Here is a 21,000-nt window from a genome sequence, read left to right on the forward strand (position 1 = left end):
CAGTGCGATCTCACCGAGCCTCGCCAGTTCAACCTCATGTTCCAGACGAGGATCGGTCCGCTCGAGGAGACGGGCCTCGACGCGTACCTGCGCCCCGAGACGGCGCAGGGCATCTTCGTCAACTTCAAGAACGTGCAGACCGTCAGCCGCAAGAAGCCGCCCTTCGGCATCGCGCAGGTCGGCAAGAGCTTCCGCAACGAGATCACGCCCGGCAACTTCATCTTCCGCACGCGCGAGTTCGAGCAGATGGAGATGGAGTACTTCGTGCGGCCGGGCACCGACGACGAGTGGTTCCAGTACTGGATCGACCAGTGCGAGCAGTGGTTCCTCGGCCTCGGCATCGACCCGCAGAATCTGCGGCGCTACGAGCACCCGCAGGAGAAGCTCTCGCACTACTCGAAGGGCACGACCGACCTCGAGTACCGCTTCAAGTTCGCGGGTTCGGAGTGGGGCGAGCTCATGGGCGTCGCCAACCGCACCGACTTCGATCTGTCGACCCACTCGAAGGAGTCGGGCGTCGACCTGTCGTACTTCGACCAGACGACGAACGAGCGCTGGACGCCGTACGTCATCGAGCCGGCGTTCGGGCTGACGCGCGCCCTCATGGCGTTCCTCGTCGACGCCTACGCCGAAGACGAGGCGCCCAACACCAAGGGCGGCGTCGACACCCGCACGGTGCTGCGGCTCGACCGACGTCTCGCGCCGGTGAAAGCCGCGGTGCTGCCGCTCTCGCGCAACGAGCAGCTGTCGCCGATCGCGAAGAAGCTCGCCGACGACCTCCGCCAGGACTGGATGATCGAGTTCGACGACGCCGGCGCGATCGGACGTCGCTACCGCCGTCAGGATGAGATCGGCACGCCGTTCTGCGTGACCGTCGACTTCGACTCGCTCGACGACCAGGCGGTCACGGTGCGTGAGCGCGACACGATGGCCCAAGAGCGCGTGTCGCTCGACAAGCTGCACGGCTACCTCGCCGAGCGGCTTCGCGGCTGAGTCCGTCGGCGGACGGGCGGCTGATGGCACGACCTGACCGCGACAACGACTTCGACGCGATCCGGCTGTTCGCCGCCTTGGCTGTGCTGGTCGGCCACGCCTGGCCGCTCACCGGGCTCTCGGAGCGCCCGCTCGTCGGCGGCCTCAAACTGTTCGACCTCGGCGTCTACGTGTTCTTCAGCCTGAGCGGGTATCTCATCGCGACGAGTTGGGCGCGCTCACCGCGGGTGGTGCCCTTCCTGCTGCGGCGGGTGTTCCGCATCCTGCCCGCGCTCGTCGTCGTGGTGCTCGTGACGACGTTCGTGCTCGGGCCGCTCGTGTCGACTCTCGGGGCCGCGGGCTACTTCGGCGACCCCGGGTCGTGGGCGTACCTGCGCAACGTCACGCTGCTGCCCGTGTACACGCTGCCGGGGGTCTTCCTCGAGAACCCGATCGACGGCACGGTCAACGGGTCGCTGTGGACGCTCGGGCCCGAGTTCCTCTGCTATCTCGGCGTGCTCGCGTTCGGACTGCTCGCGCTCGCCCGGCGTGCGCCCGGCATCCGGCTCGCCGGTCCCGGGCTCGTGGGCGTGGCGAGCGCGGTCGTCCTGCTCGTGCCGGGTGCGGCGCCGCGCGGGATGCGGGATGTGCTCACGGTGCTCGTCTTCTTCGCCGGCGGCGCGGTGATCTCGGAGGCGGAGCGGCGCGGTCTCGCCGCACCGCTGCGCTCACGATGGCTGCCGCCGATCATCGCCCTCGGGTGGCTGGTCGGCGGCGCGTTCCTCGGCGAGCGGGAGGCTGTCGCGCTCGCCTGGGTCGTGCTGCCGTTCCTCGTCATCGCATTCGGCTCGCGGTCGACTCCCGTGCTCCGGCGCGCAGGCAGGTTCGGCGACCTCTCCTACGGTCTCTATCTCTGGGGATTCCCGGTGCAGCAGACGGTCGTGCTCGTCGCGCCCGGGTTGCCGCTCGCCGTCGACATCCTGCTGGTCGCCGTGATCACGGGCGCGCTCGCGTTCGCCTCGTGGTGGCTCGTCGAGCGGAGGGCGATCGATCTCGGTCGGCGTCTGGGGGAGAGATTCCGCATGAAACGCAGCGAGGTCGCGGCCGGCTGACTCCGCGGCTTCCATTGCCTGGAACCCATGCTGGACAACTCACTATGACCATAGGTAGTCTGTCCCGCGACGACGATGTCGGAAGGAACACACCTCATGGCGAACTACACGCCCGCTCAACTGCTCGAGGACTTCTCGCTCGAGATGACCGGCAAAGACGTCCCCGGCCTGCTCGACGCCGCCCCGCTCATCCCTCAGGGGACGCGCATCAACGTCACCTTCCTCGGCAACGAAGACCTGCAGATGCGGCTCGTGGCGTCGAAGGCGGTTCTGGATGGCGGGTTCGTGCCGATCCCGCATATCTCCGCCCGTCGCCTCTCCTCGCAGGAGCAGCTCGAGGAGTTCCTCGGCGCACTGCAGACGCAGGGCACCTCGACCCATGTGTTCTCGGTCGGCGGTGACCCGTCGACGCCGGAGGGCCCGTACGAGGACTCGCACGACGTCATCAAGTCGGGCCTGCTGCAGCAGTACGGCGCCGTCGACATCTCGATCGCCGGCTACCCGGAGGGTCATCCCGACATCTCCGACGACAAGCTGTGGACCGCGATCACCGGGAAGCACGCGACCCTCACCGAGCAGGGCACGCGCGGCACGATCCTCACCCAGTTCGGCTTCGACGAAGACCCGGTGATCGACTGGATCGAGAAGGTGCGCGCCGCGGGGATCGACTACGAGATCCGCGTCGGCGTCCCGGGCCCTGCCGGCATCAAGCGACTGCTCTCCTTCGCCGCCCGTTTCGGCGTCGCCTCGAGCGCGGGGATCGCGAAGAAGTACGGCCTGTCGCTCACGAACCTCATGGGCACCGCCGGCCCCGACAAGTTCATCAAGCGTCTGGCCAAGCGCCTCGACAGCGACAAGCATGGGATCGTGAAGCTGCACTTCTACACGTTCGGCGGGCTCGTCGCGACGTCGGAGTGGATCCGCGACTTCAAGGAGAAGCTGTGACCATGACTGCGACGCAGCCGACCGCGGCGCCTACGCTGCCCGGCCGCTCCAACCAGGCCGTGCTCATCGTGCACGGTGCCGACCGTCCGGGCATCGTCGCGGCGGTGTCGGCGACGCTCTCGCAGCACGGCGCGAACATCGTCTCGCTCGACCAGTACACCGACAACCCCGAGGGCGGTCAGTTCTTCCAGCGCACGGTCTTCGACCTGCCCGACCTCATCGTCAACTCGCCGGCGCTCGAGGCCGACCTCGGCGCAGTGCTCGACGACCTCGGGATGACCTGGACGCTCACCCATCGGGCGAGCCCGAAGCGAGTCATCATCCTCGCCTCGAAGAGCGACCACTGCCTGCTCGATCTGCTCTGGCGTCACCGCCGCGGCGAGATCCCGATGACGGTGCCGATGGTCATCTCGAATCACACCGACATGGCGGAGGACGTGCGCAGCTTCGGCATCCCGTTCTTCCACGTGCCGAGCGTCTCGGGCGCCGACAAGTCGGAGTCCGAGAAGAAGATCATCGAGCTCATCAAGGGCAACGCGGACGTCGTGGTGCTCGCGCGGTACATGCAGATCCTCTCCGAGGGCTTCCTCGACGGCGTCGGCGTGCCGGTGATCAACATCCACCACTCCTTCCTGCCGGCCTTCATCGGCGCGGGCCCCTACAAGAAGGCGAAGGAGCGCGGCGTCAAGCTCATCGGCGCGACGGCTCACTACGTCACGGAGGAGCTCGACGAGGGTCCGATCATCGAGCAGGACGTCGTGCGCGTGAATCACGCCGACACCGCGGCCGACCTGCAGCGCAAGGGCGCCTACGTCGAGCGCGAGGTGCTCTCCCGTGCGGTGCTCGCGCACTGCGAGGACCGCGTCATCCGAGCCGGTCGTCAGACGATCGTCTTCTAGCCCCGCGAGGCCCGTCCGGGCCTCTCTGTACCCACCCAACGCCTATATCCATAGGTATTCAACGAAGAAGGAACCCATGGCGAAGAACCTCACCGAAGCCATCGCGGCGGCGGGCAACCCCGTCGAGCTGCTGCGCAACTCGCAGATCGGCTCGTACATCTACCCGGTCGTTCCGGCCGACTTCCAGAACTGGATCAAGGAGCAGCAGGCCTGGCGCACGACCGCCGTGCTCTACGACCAGTCGCACCACATGGACAACGTGTTCCTCAAGGGCTCGGATGCCATCAAGCTCATCTCCGACACGGCGATCAACTCGACCGCGGTCTTCCCGGTCGACAAGGCCAAGCAGTACGTGCCGACGACCGCGTCGGGCCACGTCATCGGCGACGGCATCCTCTTCCGCGAGGCCGAAGACGAGTACGTCTACGTCGGCCGCGCGCCCGCGTCGAACTGGCTCGCGTACCACGGCGAGACCGGCGGTTACTCGAACCTCGACCTGACGATCGACCGTCGCTCGAACTCGCGCCCCTACGGCGACGCGGTGTCGCGCCAGTACTACCGCTTCCAGATCCAGGGCCCGGCGGCCTGGTCGGTCATCGAGAAGCTCAACGGCGGACCGCTCGAGCAGCTCAAGTTCTTCAGCATGGCGAAGATGAACATCGGCGGCGTGAGCGTGCGCACCCTGCGTCACGGCATGGCCGGCGCTCCGGGCCTCGAGCTGTGGGGCCCGTACGCCGACCACCACAAGATCCGCGACCTCATCGTCGAGGCGGGCAAGGAGTTCGGCCTCGTGCAGGTCGGCTCGCGCGCCTATCCGTCGAACACGCTCGAGTCGGGCTGGATCCCGTCGCCGCTGCCGGCGATCTACACGGGGGCTGCGGAGCAGGGCTACCGCGACTGGCTGCCCGCCGACTCCTACGAGGCGACCGGCACGCTGGCCGGCTCGTTCGTGTCGTCGAACATCGAGGACTACTACCTCACGCCGTACGAGCTCGGCTACGGCTCGTTCGTGAAGTTCGACCACGACTTCATCGGTCGCGACGCGCTCGAGAAGATGGACAAGGACACCCAGCGCAAGAAGGTCACGCTCGCCTGGGATGCCGAGGACGTCACGAAGATCTTCGCGTCGCTCTTCGATGTCGACGGTCCGTCGCACAAGTTCTTCGACCTGCCGCTCGCCAACTACGGCTCGGCGAACTACGACGCCGTGGTGGATGCCGACGACAACGTCGTGGGCTACTCGATGTTCACCGGCTACTCGTCGAACGAGAAGCGCGCGCTGTCGCTCGCGACCATCTCGCCCGAGGTGCCCGAGGGCACCGAGCTGCGTGTGCTGTGGGGCGAGAGCCCCAACACCACGAAGGCGTCGGTCGAGAAGCACGAGCAGCTGCCGATCCGCGCGGTCGTCAGCCCCGTGCCGTACTCGACGGTCGCCCGTCAGACCTACCAGGGCGGCTGGCGCACCGGCTACAAGGCCTGATACTTCCTCGCAGGTTGAGGAGCGCCGCGTAGCGACGCCTCTCGAAACCCATAGGGTCGGATGCGGGACAGAACGTTCCGCATCCGGCCCGAGGTCTTTCCATGTCTCTTCGTTTCGCGCTCCTCGCTCTGCTGAGCGTCGACGCCATGACCGGCTACGACCTGCACAAGCGCTTCGACTCGTCGGTCGGTCACGTCTGGTACGCGCCCGACTCGCAGATCTACCCCGAGCTCCGCAAGATGGAGGCCGACGGCGTCGTCGAGGCCGAGGAGGTGCCCTGGGGAACCAAGGGCACGAAGCGCGAGTACCACATCACCGACGCGGGTCGGCAGGCGCTGCGCGACTGGATGAACTCGATGCTGCCGTACGCGCGGTTTCGCGACGGGATGCACCTCAAGTCCGCTTACTTCGAGTGGGCGACCCCCGAGGCGGCGCGCGCTCAGCTACGCGCCCACATCGCCCACTACGAGTCGGAGCTCGCGCAGTGGGAGGACCAGATCCATCAGATCGACACCGCGACGAGCCCGATGCTCAATCGCCGCCTCGCGGTGACGCCCGAGGAGGATCGACCGCGGGTCGCGGCGTTCAAGCGTTACGCCTACGAGGGTCTCGTGCAGCGCGCCGAGCAGGAGATCTCCTGGGCGCGGCGCGGCCTCGACCTCCTCGACGAGCTCGAAGGGGCTTCCGCATGACCGAGATCCCGTCGCCGCTCCCGCCGTCCGCACCGCCGGTACCGCCTGTCGCGGCACCGGCGCCACAGCCCGAGATCGTGCACGCCCGGCTGCCGTACCACCGGCTGATGCGCGCGCAGCCGACCTACCGCTGGTGGCGCCCGCTCGTCGCCGTGCTCCTGACGGCCGTGTTCTTCCTCGGTGTGAGCATCCTCGTCGCGGTGCCGGTGTTCATCGTGCTGTTCACGACGAACTCGATCGACTTCCTGAGCCCGACGGCGCAGCAGGACATGACGGAGCTGCTGCTACCCGACATGGCCCGCCCCTGGACCCTGCTCTTCGGCCTCGGACCGATCATCCTCGTGCTGCCGCTCATCCCGGTCGCGCTCCGCATCGCGGGCATCCGTCCGACGGGGCCGCGGGTCAACATCCTGCACTCGATCGCCTTCCGGCTGCGCTGGCGGTGGCTCGCGATCGCGTTCATCCCGGCCGCGCTCGTCTGGCTCGTCACGACCGTCGCCCAGCTCGCCCTCGGGTTCGCGACGGGCGAGGAGCTCGGCGAGTTCACGACGCCGCTCGGCACCTACGCCGTGTCGGTGCTGATCGTGCTCGTGCTCGTGCCGGTGCAGGCCGCGACCGAGGAGTACCTCTACCGCGGCGTGCTGCTGCAGTCCGTGGGCTCGTGGCTGCGCTGGGCGCCGGTGCCGATCATCGCGTCGGCGGTGCTGTTCGGCGTCAGCCACGCCTACGACGCGTGGGGCATCGTGCAGGTCACCGTCATGGGCATCGGCTTCGCGGTCGCCACGATCCGCACGGGTGGTCTCGAAGCGGCGATCGCTCTCCACACCGTGAACAACATCGGCGTCTTCACGATCACCGGCACCGGCATGTTCGGCGAGACCGGGATGACCGAGGAGACGGGCGGACCGGTCGCCGTGATCGCCCAGGTGGTCACGGTCGCGCTGTGGCTGCTCGCGCTCGAGTTCTTCGTGCGGCGCCACAAGGTGGAGCGGATCAGCCGCATCGGCGTGCCGGTGCTGCCGGGAATGCCCGGTCCGCCTGCGCGTTGACCCTGGTGTGACTTCTGTTGACGCGTCTCCCACCGCCGTGACCCCGATCAAGGTCGACATCTGGTCGGACATCGCGTGTCCCTGGTGCTACATCGGCAAGCGCAAGTTCGAGGCCGGGGCTTTGGAGGCGGGCGTTCCCGTCGAGGTCGAGTACCACTCCTACGAGCTCTCGCCCGACACCCCGGTCGAGTTCGACGGCCACCATGAGCAGTTCCTCGCCCAGAAGATGGGCGTCTCGCCCGAGCAGGCGAAGGCGATGGGCGAGCGGGTGACGGGCATCGCCGCCTCGGTCGGACTGGCCTACGACTACGACGCGCTGCAGACGACCAACACCGTGCTGGGCCACCAGCTCATCCACTACGCGAAAGCGCGCGGCCGGCAGCTCGAGATGAAGGAGCGCCTGCTCAAGGCGTACTTCGTCGAGGGCCGCCACGTCGGACGCGTCGACGACCTCGCCGACCTCGCCGCAGAACTCGGCTTCGACCGCGCCGACGTCGTGCGCTCCCTCTCGTCCGACGAGTACCTCGCCGACGTGCGGGCCGACGTCGCGCAGGCGGGGGAGCTCGGCATCCGCGGGGTGCCGTTCTTCGTCATCGACGGCAAGTACGGCGTCTCGGGTGCCCAAGACGCCTCGACCTTCGCGCAGGCGCTGCGCCAGGTCGCTGAGGAGCGTGCCGCATGAGCGAGACGCCGAAGATCGCCCTCCAGCCGCTCGGCGACCCCGACGCCGCGGTGTGCGTCGACGACGTGTGCGAGTTCCCCGCGGCCCGCCCTTCGGTGGTCGAGTAGCCGCGCAGCGGCGTGTCGAGACCTACACGGGCTCCGAGATATCCGCCACCGTCGCCTCAAGCCCCCGCACGAGGTCGTCGGCCTCGACGAACAACGAATACCCGTGCTCACCCGCGCCCATCGACACCCGCCGTCCCACGACCCGCTCGTCGACGTAGACCGGCCACGCCGTCGTCGAGCCGAGCGGTGTGATCGTGCCGCGCTCGAACCCGGTCGCCTCGAGCGCGAGCTCCGCCTCGGGCAGCCGCAGCTTGTTGACCCCGACGAGCGCCCGCAGCTTCGGCCACGAGATCTGCCGATCCCCGGGCACGAGCGCGAACAGGTACGACCCGTCGTGGCGGCGCACGACGAGCGACTTCACGATGTCGGCGGGCGTGATGCCGAGGATGCCGGCCGCCTCCTCGAGTGAGGATGCGCGCATCCGCTCCCTGAACTCGACGGGGATGCCGCGCGCTTCGGCATCCGCCGCGACGCGCTCTCTGCCGGTGGCCATGCCCTCATTCTGGAACAATCGGAGGGTGTCCACCTCTCTCGCCGCGAAGCCCCTCAGCATCGGGGGCATCGAGCTGACCGTTCCGGTCGTGCTCGCGCCGATGGCGGGCATCACGAACACGGCGTTCCGTCGGCTGTGCCGCGAGTACGGCGCGGGGCTCTACGTGTCGGAGATGATCACCTCCCGGGCGCTCGTCGAGCGCACCCCGGAGAGCATGCGCCTCATCCGCCACCACGAGTCGGAGACGCCGCGCAGCATCCAGCTCTACGGGGTCGACCCGAAGACCGTGCGGGATGCCGTGACGATGCTCGTCGCGGAGGACCGCGCCGACCACATCGACCTGAATTTCGGATGCCCCGTGCCGAAGGTCACCCGCAAGGGCGGCGGGGCGGCGCTGCCGTGGAAGCTCGACCTCTTCCGCGACATCGTCGAGAGCGCCGTGCAGGCCGCCGGCCGGGTGCCGCTCACGATCAAGATGCGCAAGGGCATCGACGCCGACCACCTCACCTACCTCGAGGCGGGTCGCATCGCTCAAGGAGCCGGGGTGTCGAGCATCGCGCTCCACGCCCGCACGGCGAGCGAGTTCTACTCCGGCCACGCCGACTGGGCGGCGATCGGCAAGCTCAAGGAGACGATCTCCGACGTGCCCGTGCTCGGCAACGGCGACATCTGGTCGGCCGAGGACGCGCTGCGGATGGTGCGCGAGACGGGCTGCGACGGCGTCGTCGTCGGCCGCGGCTGCCTCGGCAAGCCGTGGCTGTTCGGCGATCTCGCGGCGGCGTTCTCCGGCGGCGCGCTCAAGGCCGAGCCGACGCTCGGCGAGGTCGCCACCGCGTACCGCCGGCACGCCGAACTGCTCGTCGAGTTCTTCGAGGACGAGGGGCGTGCGACGCGCGACATCCGCAAGCACGTCGCCTGGTACTTCAAGGGGTATGCGGTCGGCGGCGAGACCCGCGCGGCGCTCGCGATGTCGAACAGCCTGCAGCAGATCGACGACCTGCTCGGCACCCTCGACCACGAGCAGCCCTACCCGGGCGCCGACGCCGAGGGCCAGCGCGGCCGCGCGGGCACCCCGAAGACGCCGTCGCTGCCGCAGAACTGGCTCGACAGCCGCGAGATCGCCGAGGGTCTGCGGGCCGAGGTGTCGGCCGCCGAGCTCCACAACAGCGGTGGCTGAGCCGCAGCACGCCCGAGAGCACGGGCACGGCGCGGAACTCCCGCCGGGATACACCGAGAAGGATGCCGAGCGCTGGTTCCCCGAGGAGCACGCGAGCCGCCGCAGCGACTTCGCCCGTGACCGCGCGCGCATCCTGCACTCGAGCGGCTGGCGGCGGCTGTCGCAGAAGACCCAGGTGCTCAGCCCGACCGCCGGTATCGACTTCGCCCGCAACCGGCTGACCCACTCCCTCGAGGTCGCCCAGGTGGGGCGCGAGCTCGCGCAGCGTCTCGGGCTCGACCCGGATGTCGTCGACGCGGCGTGCCTCGCACACGACCTCGGGCATCCACCGTTCGGTCACAACGGGGAGCGTGCGCTCGCCGAGTGGGCGAGCGACATCGGCGGGTTCGAGGGCAACGCGCAGACTCTGCGCCTCGTGACCCGCCTCGAGCCGAAGGTGTTCGACGCGACCCAGTCGTACGGGCTCAACCTCACCCGGGCCTCGCTCGACGCGTCGTGCAAGTACCCGTGGCCGGCCGCGCAGGGCATCCCGGATCCGTCGGGACGCAGCAAGTTCGGCTTCTACGACGACGACACCGCGGTGTTCGAGTGGCTGCGCGCCGGGGCGCCCGAGCGCGTGCGCTGCATCGAGGCGCAGGTGATGGACCTGTCCGACGACATCGCCTACTCGGTGCACGACTTCGAGGATGCGATCGTGAACGGCTTCCTCGACGTGCGGGCCCTCGGCGCGCGGGCCGATCACGACGAGCTCGTCGACTCGATGTTCCGGTGGATCGGCGGCGAGTTCGACCACGACACGCTGATCGCCGCGTTCGATCGGCTCGACAGTCTGGAGTACTGGATCGACGAGTGGGACGGCAGCCGGCGCGACCTCGCGCGGCTCAAGAACCTCACGAGCTTCCTCATCGGCCGGTTCGCCGGGCACGCCGAACGCGCGACCCGCGCCGCCTACCCGCAGGCATCCCTCGCCAGATTCGGCGCACACGTCGTCGTGCCGGCCGAGACGGGCGCCGAGATCGCCGTGCTCAAGGGCATCGTCGCGGCGAACGTCATGTCGACGAACGCGCGTCAGCCGCTGTACTCGCGCCAGCGCGGTGTGCTCACCGAGCTCGCCGACAAGCTTCTCGCGCGTCCCGACGCCCTCGACGTGGGCTTCGCCGCCGATTGGGCGGAGGCGGGTGACGACGCCGCCCGCAAGCGCGTCGTCGTCGACCAGGTCGCGTCGCTCACCGACGTGTCGGCGAACGCCTGGCACGAGCGGCTGATCGGGTGAGCGGAGTCACCCCGCCGCTCGGTCGCGAGCGCGGCATCGTGCTCGCGCTGCTCGGGATCGTGCTCGTCGCGCTCTCGATGCGGTCGGCCGCGGGCGTCATCGGCTCGGTCTTCCCGATCCTGGCCGACGACCTCGGCATGGACGTGGTCGTGCTGTCGGTGCTCGGCGCCGCCCCGCCGTTCGGCTTCGCGCTCGCCGGACTGCTCGTGCCCGGGCTGACCCGCCGCATCGGCCTCGAGGGGTCGCTCATCGCCGCGGTCGCGTTCATCGGCGCGGGGCAGCTGGTGCGCGCGTTCTCCGACGAGGCGATCCTGCTCGTCTCGTCGACGTTCCTCGTCATGGTCGGCATCGGCGCGGCCAACGTGCTGCTGCCGCCGCTCGTGCGCCGCTACGCACCGCGCCGCATCGGCCTCGTGACGGGCAGTTATCTCGTGCTCATGAGCATCTCGGCCTCCACCCCGGCGTTCGTCGGGGTGCAACTGGCCGAGGCGACGGGATGGCGCTTCGCGCTCGGCATCTGGGCGGTGCTCCCGGTGATCGCGATCCTGCCGTGGATCGCGACGGTCGTGCGTCGTCGTGCCGCCCCCGCGGAGCTCATCCCGACCGAGGTCGACGAGGTGGCCGGCATCCGCGAGCCCGGTCCGGTGACCCGGGCCGTCGCGCGCCCGCGCCTGATCGCCGCCTCGCCGACCGCGTGGGCGGTCACCGGCACCCTCGTGCTCAGCTCGATCACGATCTACGTCGCGATGGCGTTCCTGCCGTCGATGCTCATCGCGACCGCGGGCATCCCGCGGGAGGCCGCCGGAGCCGCCCTCGGTCTCGCGCTCGTGCTCGGCATCCCGCAAGCGCTCCTCGTGCCGCTCATCGCGTCGCGTCGCGGTACGACGATCCCGCTCATCGCCGCGGCGGGTGTCTTCACGGTGCTCGGCTGGGGTGGGATGCTGCTGGCCCCGGCCGCCGCGCCGCTGCTCTGGGCGTTCTGCGTCGGCTCGGGCTCGATCGTCTTCCCGCTCGCGCTGCTGCTCGTCAACACCCGCACGCGCGACCACCGCGTGACGGTCTCGGTGAGCGCGTTCGCGCAGGGATTGGCCTACCTCACGGCGGGGGTGTTCTCGCTCGTGCTCGGCGTCATCCACGACGCGACGGGCAGCTGGACGGTGCCCTTCCTCGTGCTCATCGCGACGTCGGGCATCACCATCCCGGTCATCCTCGTGCTGCGCCGCGGCCGCATGATCGACGACGAGCTCTGACCCGGATCACGAGGGGTCGCGTTTGGGGCACACGCGGGCGCTCGTATGCCCCGAACGCGACCCCTCGCGAACGGGCGGGTCAGGGTGAGACGAGGGAGGCCGCGCCGATGAGGGGCGCGTCGCCGCCGAGACCGGCGGGCAGGATGCGCGTGGCGCGCACGAACGGGAACCCCTCGTCGGCGGCCGCACGCACGAGGTCGAGGTAGTCGGGCGCGGAGTGCGAGAAGCCGCCGCCGATCGCGACGACGTCGAGGTCGACGAGGGCGCTCGCGGAGGCGACGGCGAGTCCGACGGCGCGGGCGGTGCGCTCGATGGCCGCGCGCGCGATCGGGTCGGTCGGAGCGGCGGCGGCGAGGTCCTCACCGGTCGCACCGCGCCATCCCTGCGCCTGCGCCCACCGCACGGAACTCGGGCCGGAGGCGACCGCTTCGACGCAGCCCTGACGCCCGCACGGGCACGCGTCGTCGTAGCCCGAAACCTGGATATGACCGATGTGCCCCGCGTTGCCGCTCATCCCGCGGATGCCGCGCCCGTCGAGCACGATCCCCCCGCCGATGCCGGTCGAGACGACCATGCCCATCACGTTCGACGACCCCCGGCCGGCGCCGTAGCGCGCCTCGGCGAGGGTGATGGCGAGCCCGTCGATCGCGAGCACGACCTCGGCCCCGGGCACGGCGGCGGCGACGACATCCCGCAGCGGGTGGTCGCGCCACGCGGGCACGTTGAGCGGCGAGGCGAGGCCGCGCACGGTGTCGACGGGGCCGGCTGAGCCGATGCCCACGGCCTCCACCGACTGTCCGCCGAGCGCCTCCGCGACGACCGCACGTACGGCGTCGTCGAGTTCGGCCGCGGTGGCGACGGGCCCGGTGGGGCGCCGCGCGCGACTCCCGGGAACGAGGATTCCGTCGGTGACGAGGGCGGCTTCGACCTTCGTGCCTCCGAAGTCGACGGCCAGCACGGGCGCTCCACTCACACCCCCAGCGTAGACTTCCTCGGATGGACGCGACGTCGCTGGCCCCGGCCGATCGGGCCGTGAAGCTGCTCGGCGGCGACCTCACCGAGAAGAGCCTCCGGCTGCATCTCGAGGGGTTGTCGGGAGTGGACGCGGTGGGGCTCGAAGCCCGCGCCGCGGGACTCGGAACCCGCTCGATCAAGACCACCTCGAAGGCGCGTGCGCTCGACGAGGTCATCAGACTCATCGACCTCACGACCCTCGCGGGCGACGACACCCCCGGCAAGGTGCGCTCGCTCGTCGCGAAGGCGATCACGCCCGACGCGACCGACCCGTCGACGCCGCGCGTCGCCGCGGTGTGCGTCTACAACGACATGGTCGGCGTCGCGGTGGAGGCGCTCGGCGCGATGCACGGCGACCCGGATGACGGACTCATCTCGGTCGCGGCCGTCGCGACCGCGTTCCCGAGCGGACGCGCGTCGCTGCGGGTGAAGCTCGCCGACACCGAGGATGCCGTCGCCGCCGGCGCCGACGAGATCGACATGGTCCTCGACCGCGGCGCGTCCCTCGCCGGCAACTACGGCAAGGTCTTCGAGGAGATCGTCGCCGTCAAGGAGGCGTGCCGCCGCGCCGACGGCTCGTACGCGAGCCTCAAGGTCATCCTCGAGACGGGCGAGCTCAACACCTACGACAACGTGCGCCGCGCATCCTGGCTCGCGATCCTCGCCGGCGGCGATTTCATCAAGACGTCGACCGGCAAGGTGCAGCCCGCCGCGACGCTGCCCGTGACGCTGCTCATGCTGCAGATCGTCGGCGAGTGGCACCGCCTCACGGGCGAGAAGGTCGGCGTCAAGCCGGCCGGCGGCATCAAGTCGTCGAAAGACGCGATCAAGTACCTCGTGACGGTCGCCGAGACGGTGGGCGAGGAGTGGCTGCAGCCGCACCTGTTCCGCTTCGGCGCCTCGACGCTGCTCAACGACGTGCTCATGCAGCGGCAGAAGCTCGCAACCGGTCGCTACAGCGGCCCCGACTACGTGACGGTGGACTGACCATGGCCAAGAAGGACGTCTCTCGGTCGTCGAGCGGTGGATCGAGTAGCGCGGAGCGCGTGTCGAGATCTAGCGCGCCAGCGCGTGTCGAGACGCCGACCCCGTTCCTCGACTACGCCCCGGCGCCCGAGTCGACGAGCATCCTGCACCTCAAGAAGTCGTACGGGCTGTTCATCGACGGCGACTTCGTCGACGGCTCGGGTTCGGGCTTCTCGACGATCTCGCCGGCGACCGAGAAGAAGATCGCCGAGATCGCGATGGCGACGTCCGCCGACGTCGACAAGGCGGTGGCCGCCGCGCGCCGCGCCTACGAGAAGACCTGGTCGAAACTGCCGGGTGCCGAGCGCGGCAAGTATCTCTTCCGCATCGCGCGTCTCGTGCAGGAGCGAGCGCGAGAGCTCGCGGTGGCCGAGAGTCTCGACAACGGCAAGCCCATCAAGGAGAGCCGGGATGTCGACGTCCCCCTCGTCGCCGCGTGGTTCTTCTACTACGCAGGTTGGGCCGACAAGCTCGACCACGCGGGTCTCGGTTCGTCGCCGCGCGCCCTCGGCGTCGCCGCGCAGGTCATCCCGTGGAACTTCCCGCTGCTCATGCTCGCCTGGAAGGTCGCACCCGCCCTCGCCGCGGGCAACACCGTCGTGCTCAAGCCCGCCGAGACGACGTCGCTCAGCGCGATGATCTTCGCCGAGATCCTGCAGCAGGCCGAGCTGCCCAAGGGCGTCGTCAACATCGTCACCGGCGCGGGGGAGACGGGTGCGGCGCTCGTGCGGCATCCGGACGTCAACAAGGTCGCGTTCACCGGGTCGACCGCCGTGGGGCGCGAGATCGCGAAGGCCGTCGCCGGCACGGGCAAGAAGCTCACGCTCGAACTCGGCGGCAAGGCGGCCAACATCGTCTTCGACGATGCCCCGATGGAGCAGGCCGTCGAAGGCATCGTCAACGGCATCTTCTTCAACCAGGGCCACGTGTGCTGCGCGGGCAGCCGCCTGCTCGTGCAGGAGAACGTGCACGACGAGGTCGTGGCGCGCCTCAAGGATCGGCTCTCGACGCTCCGGCTCGGCGACCCGCTCGACAAGAACACCGACATCGGCGCGATCAACTCGAAAGAGCAGCTCGACCGCATCCGCACCCTCTCCGATATCGGCGAGCAGGAGGGTGCCGAGCGCTGGAGCGCGCCGTGCGACATCCCGAAGAACGGGTTCTGGTTCGCGCCGACGATCTTCACCGGCGTGCAGGCGTCGTCGACGATCGCCCGCGAGGAGATCTTCGGCCCCGTGCTCTCGGTGCTCACGTTCCGCACCCCCGCCGAGGCGATCACGAAGGCGAACAACACCCCGTACGGCCTCTCGGCGGGCATCTGGAGCGACAAGGGTTCGAAGATCCTCGCCGTCGCCGACCAGTTGCGCGCGGGCGTCATCTGGGCGAACACGTTCAACCGCTTCGACCCCGCGTCGCCGTTCGGCGGCTACAAGGAGTCGGGCTACGGCCGCGAGGGCGGACGCCACGGCCTCGCCGCCTACCTGAAGGGAGCGGGCGCGTGAGCCGGCTGAGCATCCCCAAGACCTACAAGCTCGCGATCGGCGGCAAGTTCCCGCGCAGCGAGTCGGGTCGCACCTACGAGGTGACGACGCCGAAGGGCGCGTTCCTCGCGAACGCGTCGCTCGCCTCCCGCAAAGACGCTCGGGATGCCGTGGTCGCCGCACGCGCGGCGGTGGCGGGCTGGGCAGGTGCGACGGCCTACAACCGCGGGCAGGTGCTCTACCGCATCGCCGAGCTGCTCGAGGGCCGTCGGGAGCAGTTCGTCGAGGAGCTGCGACTGTCGGAAGGATCGTCGGCCTCCGGCGCGACCAAGCAGGTGGATGCCGCCATCGACGCGTGGGTCTGGTACGCGGGATGGACCGACAAGTACACGCAGGTCGCCGGATCGGGCAACCCGGTCGCGGGGCCGTACTTCAACCTCTCGGTGCCCGAGCCGACCGGCGTCGTCGTGGTCGTCGCGCCGCAGGGCGTGGCAGGAGGGTCGCTCCTGGGCTTCGTGAACGTCGTCGCCCCGGCGCTCGTCGCGGGCAACACGGTCATCGCGATCGCCGACGAGAAGCGCCCGCTGTCGGCGATCTCCCTCGCCGAGGTGCTCGCCACGAGCGACGTGCCCGGGGGAGTGGTCAACGTGCTCACCGGATCGCCGGCGGAGCTCATCCCGTGGCTCGCGTCGCACGCCGACGTCAACGCGCTCGACCTCGCCGGTGCCGGCGCGCTCGACTGGATCGACTACGAGATCGCCGCCGCCGACACGCTCAAGCGTGTGCTGTCGCCCGAGCCCGGCATCCCGTCGCTCGCGCTGAACCGCATCCTCGCGTTCACCGAGACGAAGACCGTCTGGCACACCAAGAGCCTGATCTGACCCCAGCTCTCGGTGGTCGAGTAGGCCGCGCAGCGGCCGTGTCGAGACCTACCGCGGCGTGATCTCGTCGAGGTAGGCGTACGCCTCCTCGAGCAACGAGCGCCACACGGCATCCGGGGCATCCCCGGCGGCGACCACCCACTCCCGCATTTCCCGACCGCGCATGACCATCGGCACGGCTTCGCCCGCTGCCACGCGAGCCGCCACGCGCGCTTCGGGGATCTTCACCATGAGCCCACCGTCGTGCACCGCGACGGCGAAGATCTTGCCGCGCACGCGCAACCCGATGGTGGAGAACATCCGCCCCCAGTCGACACCGGGTCGCGCGAGGTAGTCGTCGGCGAAGCCTTCGAGCCGCGCCTGGGCCGCGTCGAGCGCGGGGTTCTTCGTCACGGTCTCAGCATGCCGTTCGCACGAGCTCCCCGGAAGGTCACGGAATGGTGAACAGGAGGTAACGGAACGGTAACGGCTCGTGTTAGTGTCGAGCACCCGCAACGACGCGGGTGTCCCGAAACCCGAGGGATGAGCATGCCCCGAGCTCTGTCCGCCGACCCCGCGCACGCGCGCTCGCGCGTCCCGATCGCACTCGCCACGACCGCCGTCCTGAGCGCCATCCTGGTACTCGCCCCTCTCGCGCCCGGCGTGATCGGCACCGAGGCCGCGGGGTCGAGCGCCCTGCGCACCACCGACGCGCTGCCCTACGTGACGGCGCACCGCGGCGAATCGGCGACCACGCCGGAGAACACGATGCCCGCGTTCCGCGCCGCCGTCGACAACGGCGCCGACCTTGTCGAGACGGACGTGCAACTCACCGCCGATCGCATCCCGGTGCTCCTGCACGACACGACGGTCGACCGCACGACCGACGGCACCGGCCTCGTCGGCGAGCTGACCTTCGCCGAGGTGCGCGCCCTCGACGCGGGTTCCTGGTACGACGTCCAGTACACGGGCGCACGCGTGCCGCTCTTCGACGAGCTGCTCAACTACCTCGTGCTCGAGGCGACCGAGGTGCGAGCGCTCGTCGAGCTCAAAGGCACCTGGGATGTCGACGAGACCCGCCTGCTCGTGAGCAGCGTGCGCGCGCGGGGCCTGAGCGACCGCGTCGCCTTCGCGAGTTTCTCGGAGAAGTCGCTGCTGGCGCTGCGGGAGTCGGGCCCGGAGTTCGCGCGCGCCCTGCTCATCTCGGAGCTGCCCGACGACCCGGTGGCCGCCGCCGCCCGAGTGGGGGCGATCGCGATCATGACCCGACTCGACTCCGTGCAGGCGCGACCCGAGGTCGTGAAGGAACTCCGGGCCGCCGGCCTCAGCATCCTCATCTACACCCTCAACGACGAGGAGCTGTGGGATGTCGCCTACCGCCTCGGCGTCGACGGCATCATCACCGACCGCACGGGCGGCCTGGGGTCGTGGATGAAGGGCTCGGTCGCGCCCTGACGCGCTACGCCGTCTCGAGCAGCGACCGGTAGAACACGATGCCGCGGAGGTAGGCGTCGACGCGGATGCTCTCGTCGATCGCGTGCAGGCCCGCGAGCTCGGCCTTCGACAACTCGAACGGCGTGAAGCGGTAGACCGCGGGCGTCAGCCGGGTGAAGTGGCGGCCGTCAGTCGCTCCGAGCATCGCGTAGGGCACCGCGACGGCGTCCGGATGCGAGACACCGAGCGCCTCCACGAGTCGATCCCACGCTCGTCCCGTCGTGGGTGCGACGGGCGGCGGGTCGCCCCCGGCGACGACCCGCACGGCGATCTGCTCGTCGGCGATGTCTCGGCGGATGCGGGCGACCTCGTCGTCGAGCGTCGACCCCACGGCGACGCGCAGGTTGACCGTGGCGGTCGCCACCTCGGGCAGCACGTTGTCGGCCGCCGCACCGCGCAGCCGGGTCACGACGCGCGTCGTGCGGATGAGGGCGTTCGCCTCGTCGGTGCCGGATGCCAGCGCCCGCAGCAGCACCGGTCGGAAGAGCTTCGGATGCCGGTAGGCGAGCCCCACGATCCCGCGCGCGCGGCGGCCGAGCGCGGCGAACATCGGGTACGCCGTCGGTGGCAGGTGCGCGGGGGGTTGCTGCGAGACCCGCTGGATGGCGCGGGCGAGCCGCAGGGTCGCGGTGCGTCCTGAGCGTGGCGGATGCGCCGCGTGACCACCGGCTTCGGTGGCGCGCAGCTCGATCGTCGCGACGCCCTTCTCGGCGATGCCGATCGCGGCCGTCGGCTCGCTCACGCCGGGGAACTGCCCCTGCACGACCGCGCCGCCTTCGTCGAGCACGAAGTCGACGGCGACGCCGCGGGCGAGCAGCAGGTCGACCGCGGCCTCCGCCGCCGAGCCCTGCACCTCCTCGTCGCCGCCGAACGACAGGTACACGTCGTGCTGCGGCTGGAAGCCGGACTCGAGCAGCGACTCCACGGCTTCGAGGATGCCGCCGAGCGCACCCTTGTCGTCGATCGTGCCGCGTCCCCACAGTCGGCGCGCGCCATCCGGGTCGGTCGTCAAGGCGGCGTCGAACGGCTCGTGCTGCCAGCCGTCCTCGTCGGCCGGCACGACATCCCAGTGCGCCATGACGATGAGCGCGTCGCCCCGGTCGGTGCCCGGCCAGCGGTAGAGCAGCCCCGTGTCGCCGACGCGCTCGAGCTCGAGCGCCGCGTGCACGCGCGGGTAGAGCTCGGAGAGCAGCACCGGGAAGCGGGCGAACGCGTCGGAGTCCTGCAGGTCGCGGTCGGTGCGCGAGACGGTGGGAACGCGGATGAGGGCGCGCAGGCGTTCGACGACGGCTTCGGAGTCCACCCGACCGATCGTATTCGGTGGTCGAGCGCGCCCTCCCTCGGTGGTCGAGTAGCCGCCGCAGGCGGCGTGTCGAGACCCCGCCGCGTGTCAACCCTCCGCGGATCTTCGTCCCCCGCGTTTACCGTTCGACGATGGAGTCCCTCTGGCAGACCGACGCTCCCGCGATCCCGTCCGATCCGCTGCCGCGCGAGAACGACATCGTCGACGTCGCGGTGATCGGCGGCGGTCTCGCCGGACTCGCGGCGGCCCTCCTGCTCGCCCGGGCAGGCCGATCGGTCGTCGTGCTCGAAGCGCGGCAGCTGGGCGAGGGCACCACGGGCCGCACGACCGCGAAGGTGAGCCTGCTGCAGGGCACGATGCTGCAGCGCATCCGGGAGCGCTCCACCTCGGTCGTGCTCGACGCGTACGTGCGCAGCCAACGGGCGGCGTTCGAGTGGCTCGAGACGTTCGCCGCCGAGCAGTCGGTACCCTTCGAGCGTCGGGATGCCGTCACGACGGCCCTGCGGCCCGGCGACTTCGAGAGCGTCGTACTCGAGCACCGGCTCGCCCGGGCGCACGGACTCGCGACGGCGATCTCCGACGCCGACGAACTGCCCGTGCCGACGTTCGGAGCGGTGCGGCTGCCCGGGCAGGCGCAGGTGGAGCCGATCGCGCTGCTCGCCGCCCTCGTGCGCGAACTGCGGGCATCCGGCGGCACGTTCGTCCAGGATGCCCGCGTCACCGCCGTCAGCGCCCACCGCTTCTCCCACGAGCCCGCCGTGGTCACCGTGGGGGAGGGGCGAGTGCGGGCACGGTCCGTCGTGGTGACGACCGGCATGCCGATCCTCGACCGCGGCCTCTACTTCACGAAGGTCGCCGCGCACCGCAGCTACGCGGCCGCGTGGCGCGTGCCCGACGACGAGGTGCCGTCGGCGATGTACCTCGGCGTGGGCGAGCCGACCCGGTCGATCCGGGATGCCCGCGGCCTGCTGCTCACGGGAGGCTTCGGACACCACGTGGGGCGGCATCCGTCACCCCGAGCCGCGGCCGACGCACTCGCCGACTGGACGCGCACCGGCTGGCCCGACGCGGAACTCGTCACCGAATGGTCGGCCCAGGACATGATGAGCCCGCACGGGGTGCCGTTCGTCGGCTGGCTGCCGCGCGGAGCGGGACGCATCTACCTGGCGACGGGCTTCTCGAAGTGGGGCATGACGAACGCGATCGCGACGGCGCTGACGCTCGCGGACGACCTCACCGGCGGCGGACTGGACTGGCAGGCCACCCTGCACCGTCGCCCGACCCTGCCGCGAGCGCTCGCCACCGGCCTCGGCGAGAACGCCGCCGTCGCCGCCTGGTACGCGCGCGGCTGGTTCCGGGGCCTCACCCGGCCGCTCCCGGCATCCGTCGCCGAGGGTCGCGGCGAGGTGGGTCGGGTCGGGATGCTGCCCACGGGCCGCTCGAACGTCGACGGGGTCTCGCGTGATGTGTGCGCCGTGTGCCCTCACCTCGGCGCAGTGCTGCAGTGGAACGACTTCGAGCGTTCGTGGGACTGCCCCGCCCACGGTTCGCGTTTCGCCCCCGACGGCGCCCTCCTCGACGGCCCCGCCACGCGCCCCCTGCGCTCTACTTCGGTGGTCGAGTAGCCGCCGCAGGCGGCGTGTCGAGACTCGCGGTGCGTGTCACTTCGGTGGTCGAGTAGCCGCCGCAGG

The 21,000-nt window shown here is 70.3% G+C and carries 20 protein-coding genes; 16 read left to right on the forward strand and 4 right to left on the reverse strand.

What is annotated here, in order from left to right:
- From ACO1X9_RS06120 to ACO1X9_RS06155, 8 genes are all read left to right on the forward strand, one after another.
- The coding region (locus tag ACO1X9_RS06120) for a glycine--tRNA ligase (protein WP_486349928.1) at positions 1 to 993 on the forward strand (993 nt) is incomplete at its 5' end.
- Positions 994 to 1,016: 23 nt separating this feature from the next.
- Complete coding sequence (locus ACO1X9_RS06125) at positions 1,017 to 2,084, forward strand: acyltransferase family protein (protein ID WP_486349929.1); 1,068 nt, start codon at positions 1,017 to 1,019, stop codon at positions 2,082 to 2,084.
- Positions 2,085 to 2,180: 96 nt separating this feature from the next.
- A complete protein-coding gene (locus tag ACO1X9_RS06130; protein ID WP_486349930.1) occupies positions 2,181 to 3,029 on the forward strand; it encodes a methylenetetrahydrofolate reductase in 849 nt (282 codons plus the stop codon).
- 2 nt (positions 3,030 to 3,031) lie between these two features.
- Entirely contained in the window at positions 3,032 to 3,928 is an 897-nt protein-coding gene (gene purU / locus ACO1X9_RS06135; protein ID WP_486349931.1) for a formyltetrahydrofolate deformylase, read from the forward strand.
- Between the two features lie 76 nt (positions 3,929 to 4,004).
- Entirely contained in the window at positions 4,005 to 5,408 is a 1,404-nt protein-coding gene (gene ligM / locus ACO1X9_RS06140; RefSeq protein ID WP_486349932.1) for a vanillate/3-O-methylgallate O-demethylase, read from the forward strand.
- Between the two features lie 101 nt (positions 5,409 to 5,509).
- Positions 5,510 to 6,100: a PadR family transcriptional regulator gene (locus ACO1X9_RS06145; protein WP_486349933.1), complete on the forward strand. Its 591-nt coding sequence runs from the start codon at positions 5,510 to 5,512 to the stop codon at positions 6,098 to 6,100.
- Positions 6,097 to 7,149 (forward strand): CPBP family intramembrane glutamic endopeptidase, encoded by a 1,053-nt coding sequence (locus ACO1X9_RS06150; RefSeq protein WP_486349934.1) that lies wholly within the window; start codon positions 6,097 to 6,099, stop codon positions 7,147 to 7,149. Before ACO1X9_RS06145 ends, ACO1X9_RS06150 begins: the two co-directional genes overlap by 4 nt.
- Positions 7,150 to 7,186: 37 nt before the next feature.
- Positions 7,187 to 7,831 (forward strand): DsbA family oxidoreductase, encoded by a 645-nt coding sequence (locus tag ACO1X9_RS06155; protein ID WP_486349935.1) that lies wholly within the window; start codon positions 7,187 to 7,189, stop codon positions 7,829 to 7,831.
- A 129-nt stretch (positions 7,832 to 7,960) separates the two neighbouring features.
- On the opposite strand, the gene ACO1X9_RS06160 is transcribed toward ACO1X9_RS06155, so the two are convergent.
- Positions 7,961 to 8,431, reverse strand: a complete 471-nt coding sequence (locus ACO1X9_RS06160; RefSeq protein WP_486349936.1) for an aminoacyl-tRNA deacylase — start codon at positions 8,429 to 8,431, stop codon at positions 7,961 to 7,963.
- Here ACO1X9_RS06160 and dusB point away from each other — a divergent pair.
- Genes dusB through ACO1X9_RS06175 form a run of 3 tightly spaced genes read left to right on the forward strand, consistent with a single transcriptional unit; the run spans position 8,430 to position 12,131 of the window.
- A complete protein-coding gene (gene dusB / locus ACO1X9_RS06165) occupies positions 8,430 to 9,608 on the forward strand; it encodes a tRNA dihydrouridine synthase DusB (RefSeq protein ID WP_486349947.1) in 1,179 nt (392 codons plus the stop codon). The genes ACO1X9_RS06160 and dusB overlap by 2 nt on opposite strands.
- On the forward strand, positions 9,601 to 10,881 hold the full coding sequence (locus tag ACO1X9_RS06170; RefSeq protein ID WP_486349937.1) for a deoxyguanosinetriphosphate triphosphohydrolase: 1,281 nt from the start codon (positions 9,601 to 9,603) through the stop codon (positions 10,879 to 10,881). Before dusB ends, ACO1X9_RS06170 begins: the two co-directional genes overlap by 8 nt.
- A complete protein-coding gene (locus ACO1X9_RS06175) occupies positions 10,878 to 12,131 on the forward strand; it encodes an MFS transporter (protein ID WP_486349938.1) in 1,254 nt (417 codons plus the stop codon). The genes ACO1X9_RS06170 and ACO1X9_RS06175 overlap by 4 nt, the downstream gene beginning before the upstream one ends.
- Positions 12,132 to 12,210: 79 nt before the next feature.
- On the opposite strand, the gene ACO1X9_RS06180 is transcribed toward ACO1X9_RS06175, so the two are convergent.
- Positions 12,211 to 13,104 (reverse strand): ROK family protein, encoded by an 894-nt coding sequence (locus tag ACO1X9_RS06180; RefSeq protein ID WP_486349939.1) that lies wholly within the window; start codon positions 13,102 to 13,104, stop codon positions 12,211 to 12,213.
- Positions 13,105 to 13,127: 23 nt separating this feature from the next.
- On the opposite strand from ACO1X9_RS06180, the gene deoC reads away from it, so the two are divergent.
- From deoC to ACO1X9_RS06195, 3 genes are read left to right on the forward strand one after another with little or no spacing between them, the layout of a single operon-like run.
- Positions 13,128 to 14,132: a deoxyribose-phosphate aldolase gene (gene deoC / locus ACO1X9_RS06185; protein WP_486349940.1), complete on the forward strand. Its 1,005-nt coding sequence runs from the start codon at positions 13,128 to 13,130 to the stop codon at positions 14,130 to 14,132.
- Between the two features lie 59 nt (positions 14,133 to 14,191).
- The gene (locus tag ACO1X9_RS06190) at positions 14,192 to 15,673 is read left to right on the forward strand and encodes an aldehyde dehydrogenase family protein (RefSeq protein WP_486349941.1); all 1,482 of its coding nucleotides are present in this window, start codon (positions 14,192 to 14,194) and stop codon (positions 15,671 to 15,673) included.
- Positions 15,670 to 16,533 carry an aldehyde dehydrogenase family protein gene (locus ACO1X9_RS06195; RefSeq protein WP_486349942.1) on the forward strand — a complete coding sequence of 288 codons (864 nt, stop codon included), beginning with the start codon at positions 15,670 to 15,672 and terminating at the stop codon, positions 16,531 to 16,533. Before ACO1X9_RS06190 ends, ACO1X9_RS06195 begins: the two co-directional genes overlap by 4 nt.
- Before the next feature lie 48 nt (positions 16,534 to 16,581).
- On the opposite strand, the gene ACO1X9_RS06200 is transcribed toward ACO1X9_RS06195, so the two are convergent.
- The gene (locus tag ACO1X9_RS06200; protein WP_486349943.1) at positions 16,582 to 16,926 is read right to left on the reverse strand and encodes an MmcQ/YjbR family DNA-binding protein; all 345 of its coding nucleotides are present in this window, start codon (positions 16,924 to 16,926) and stop codon (positions 16,582 to 16,584) included.
- Positions 16,927 to 17,061: 135 nt separating this feature from the next.
- Between ACO1X9_RS06200 and ACO1X9_RS06205 the strand changes: the two genes are divergently transcribed.
- Positions 17,062 to 17,967 (forward strand): glycerophosphodiester phosphodiesterase, encoded by a 906-nt coding sequence (locus ACO1X9_RS06205; RefSeq protein WP_486349944.1) that lies wholly within the window; start codon positions 17,062 to 17,064, stop codon positions 17,965 to 17,967.
- A gap of 4 nt (positions 17,968 to 17,971) precedes the next feature.
- On the opposite strand, the gene ACO1X9_RS06210 is transcribed toward ACO1X9_RS06205, so the two are convergent.
- Positions 17,972 to 19,309: a M20/M25/M40 family metallo-hydrolase gene (locus ACO1X9_RS06210; RefSeq protein WP_486349945.1), complete on the reverse strand. Its 1,338-nt coding sequence runs from the start codon at positions 19,307 to 19,309 to the stop codon at positions 17,972 to 17,974.
- Between the two features lie 131 nt (positions 19,310 to 19,440).
- On the opposite strand from ACO1X9_RS06210, the gene ACO1X9_RS06215 reads away from it, so the two are divergent.
- Positions 19,441 to 20,934 carry an FAD-dependent oxidoreductase gene (locus ACO1X9_RS06215; RefSeq protein WP_486349946.1) on the forward strand — a complete coding sequence of 498 codons (1,494 nt, stop codon included), beginning with the start codon at positions 19,441 to 19,443 and terminating at the stop codon, positions 20,932 to 20,934.
- Positions 20,935 to 21,000: the final 66 nt, after the last annotated feature.

The organism is Pseudolysinimonas sp. (genome assembly GCF_057350545.1).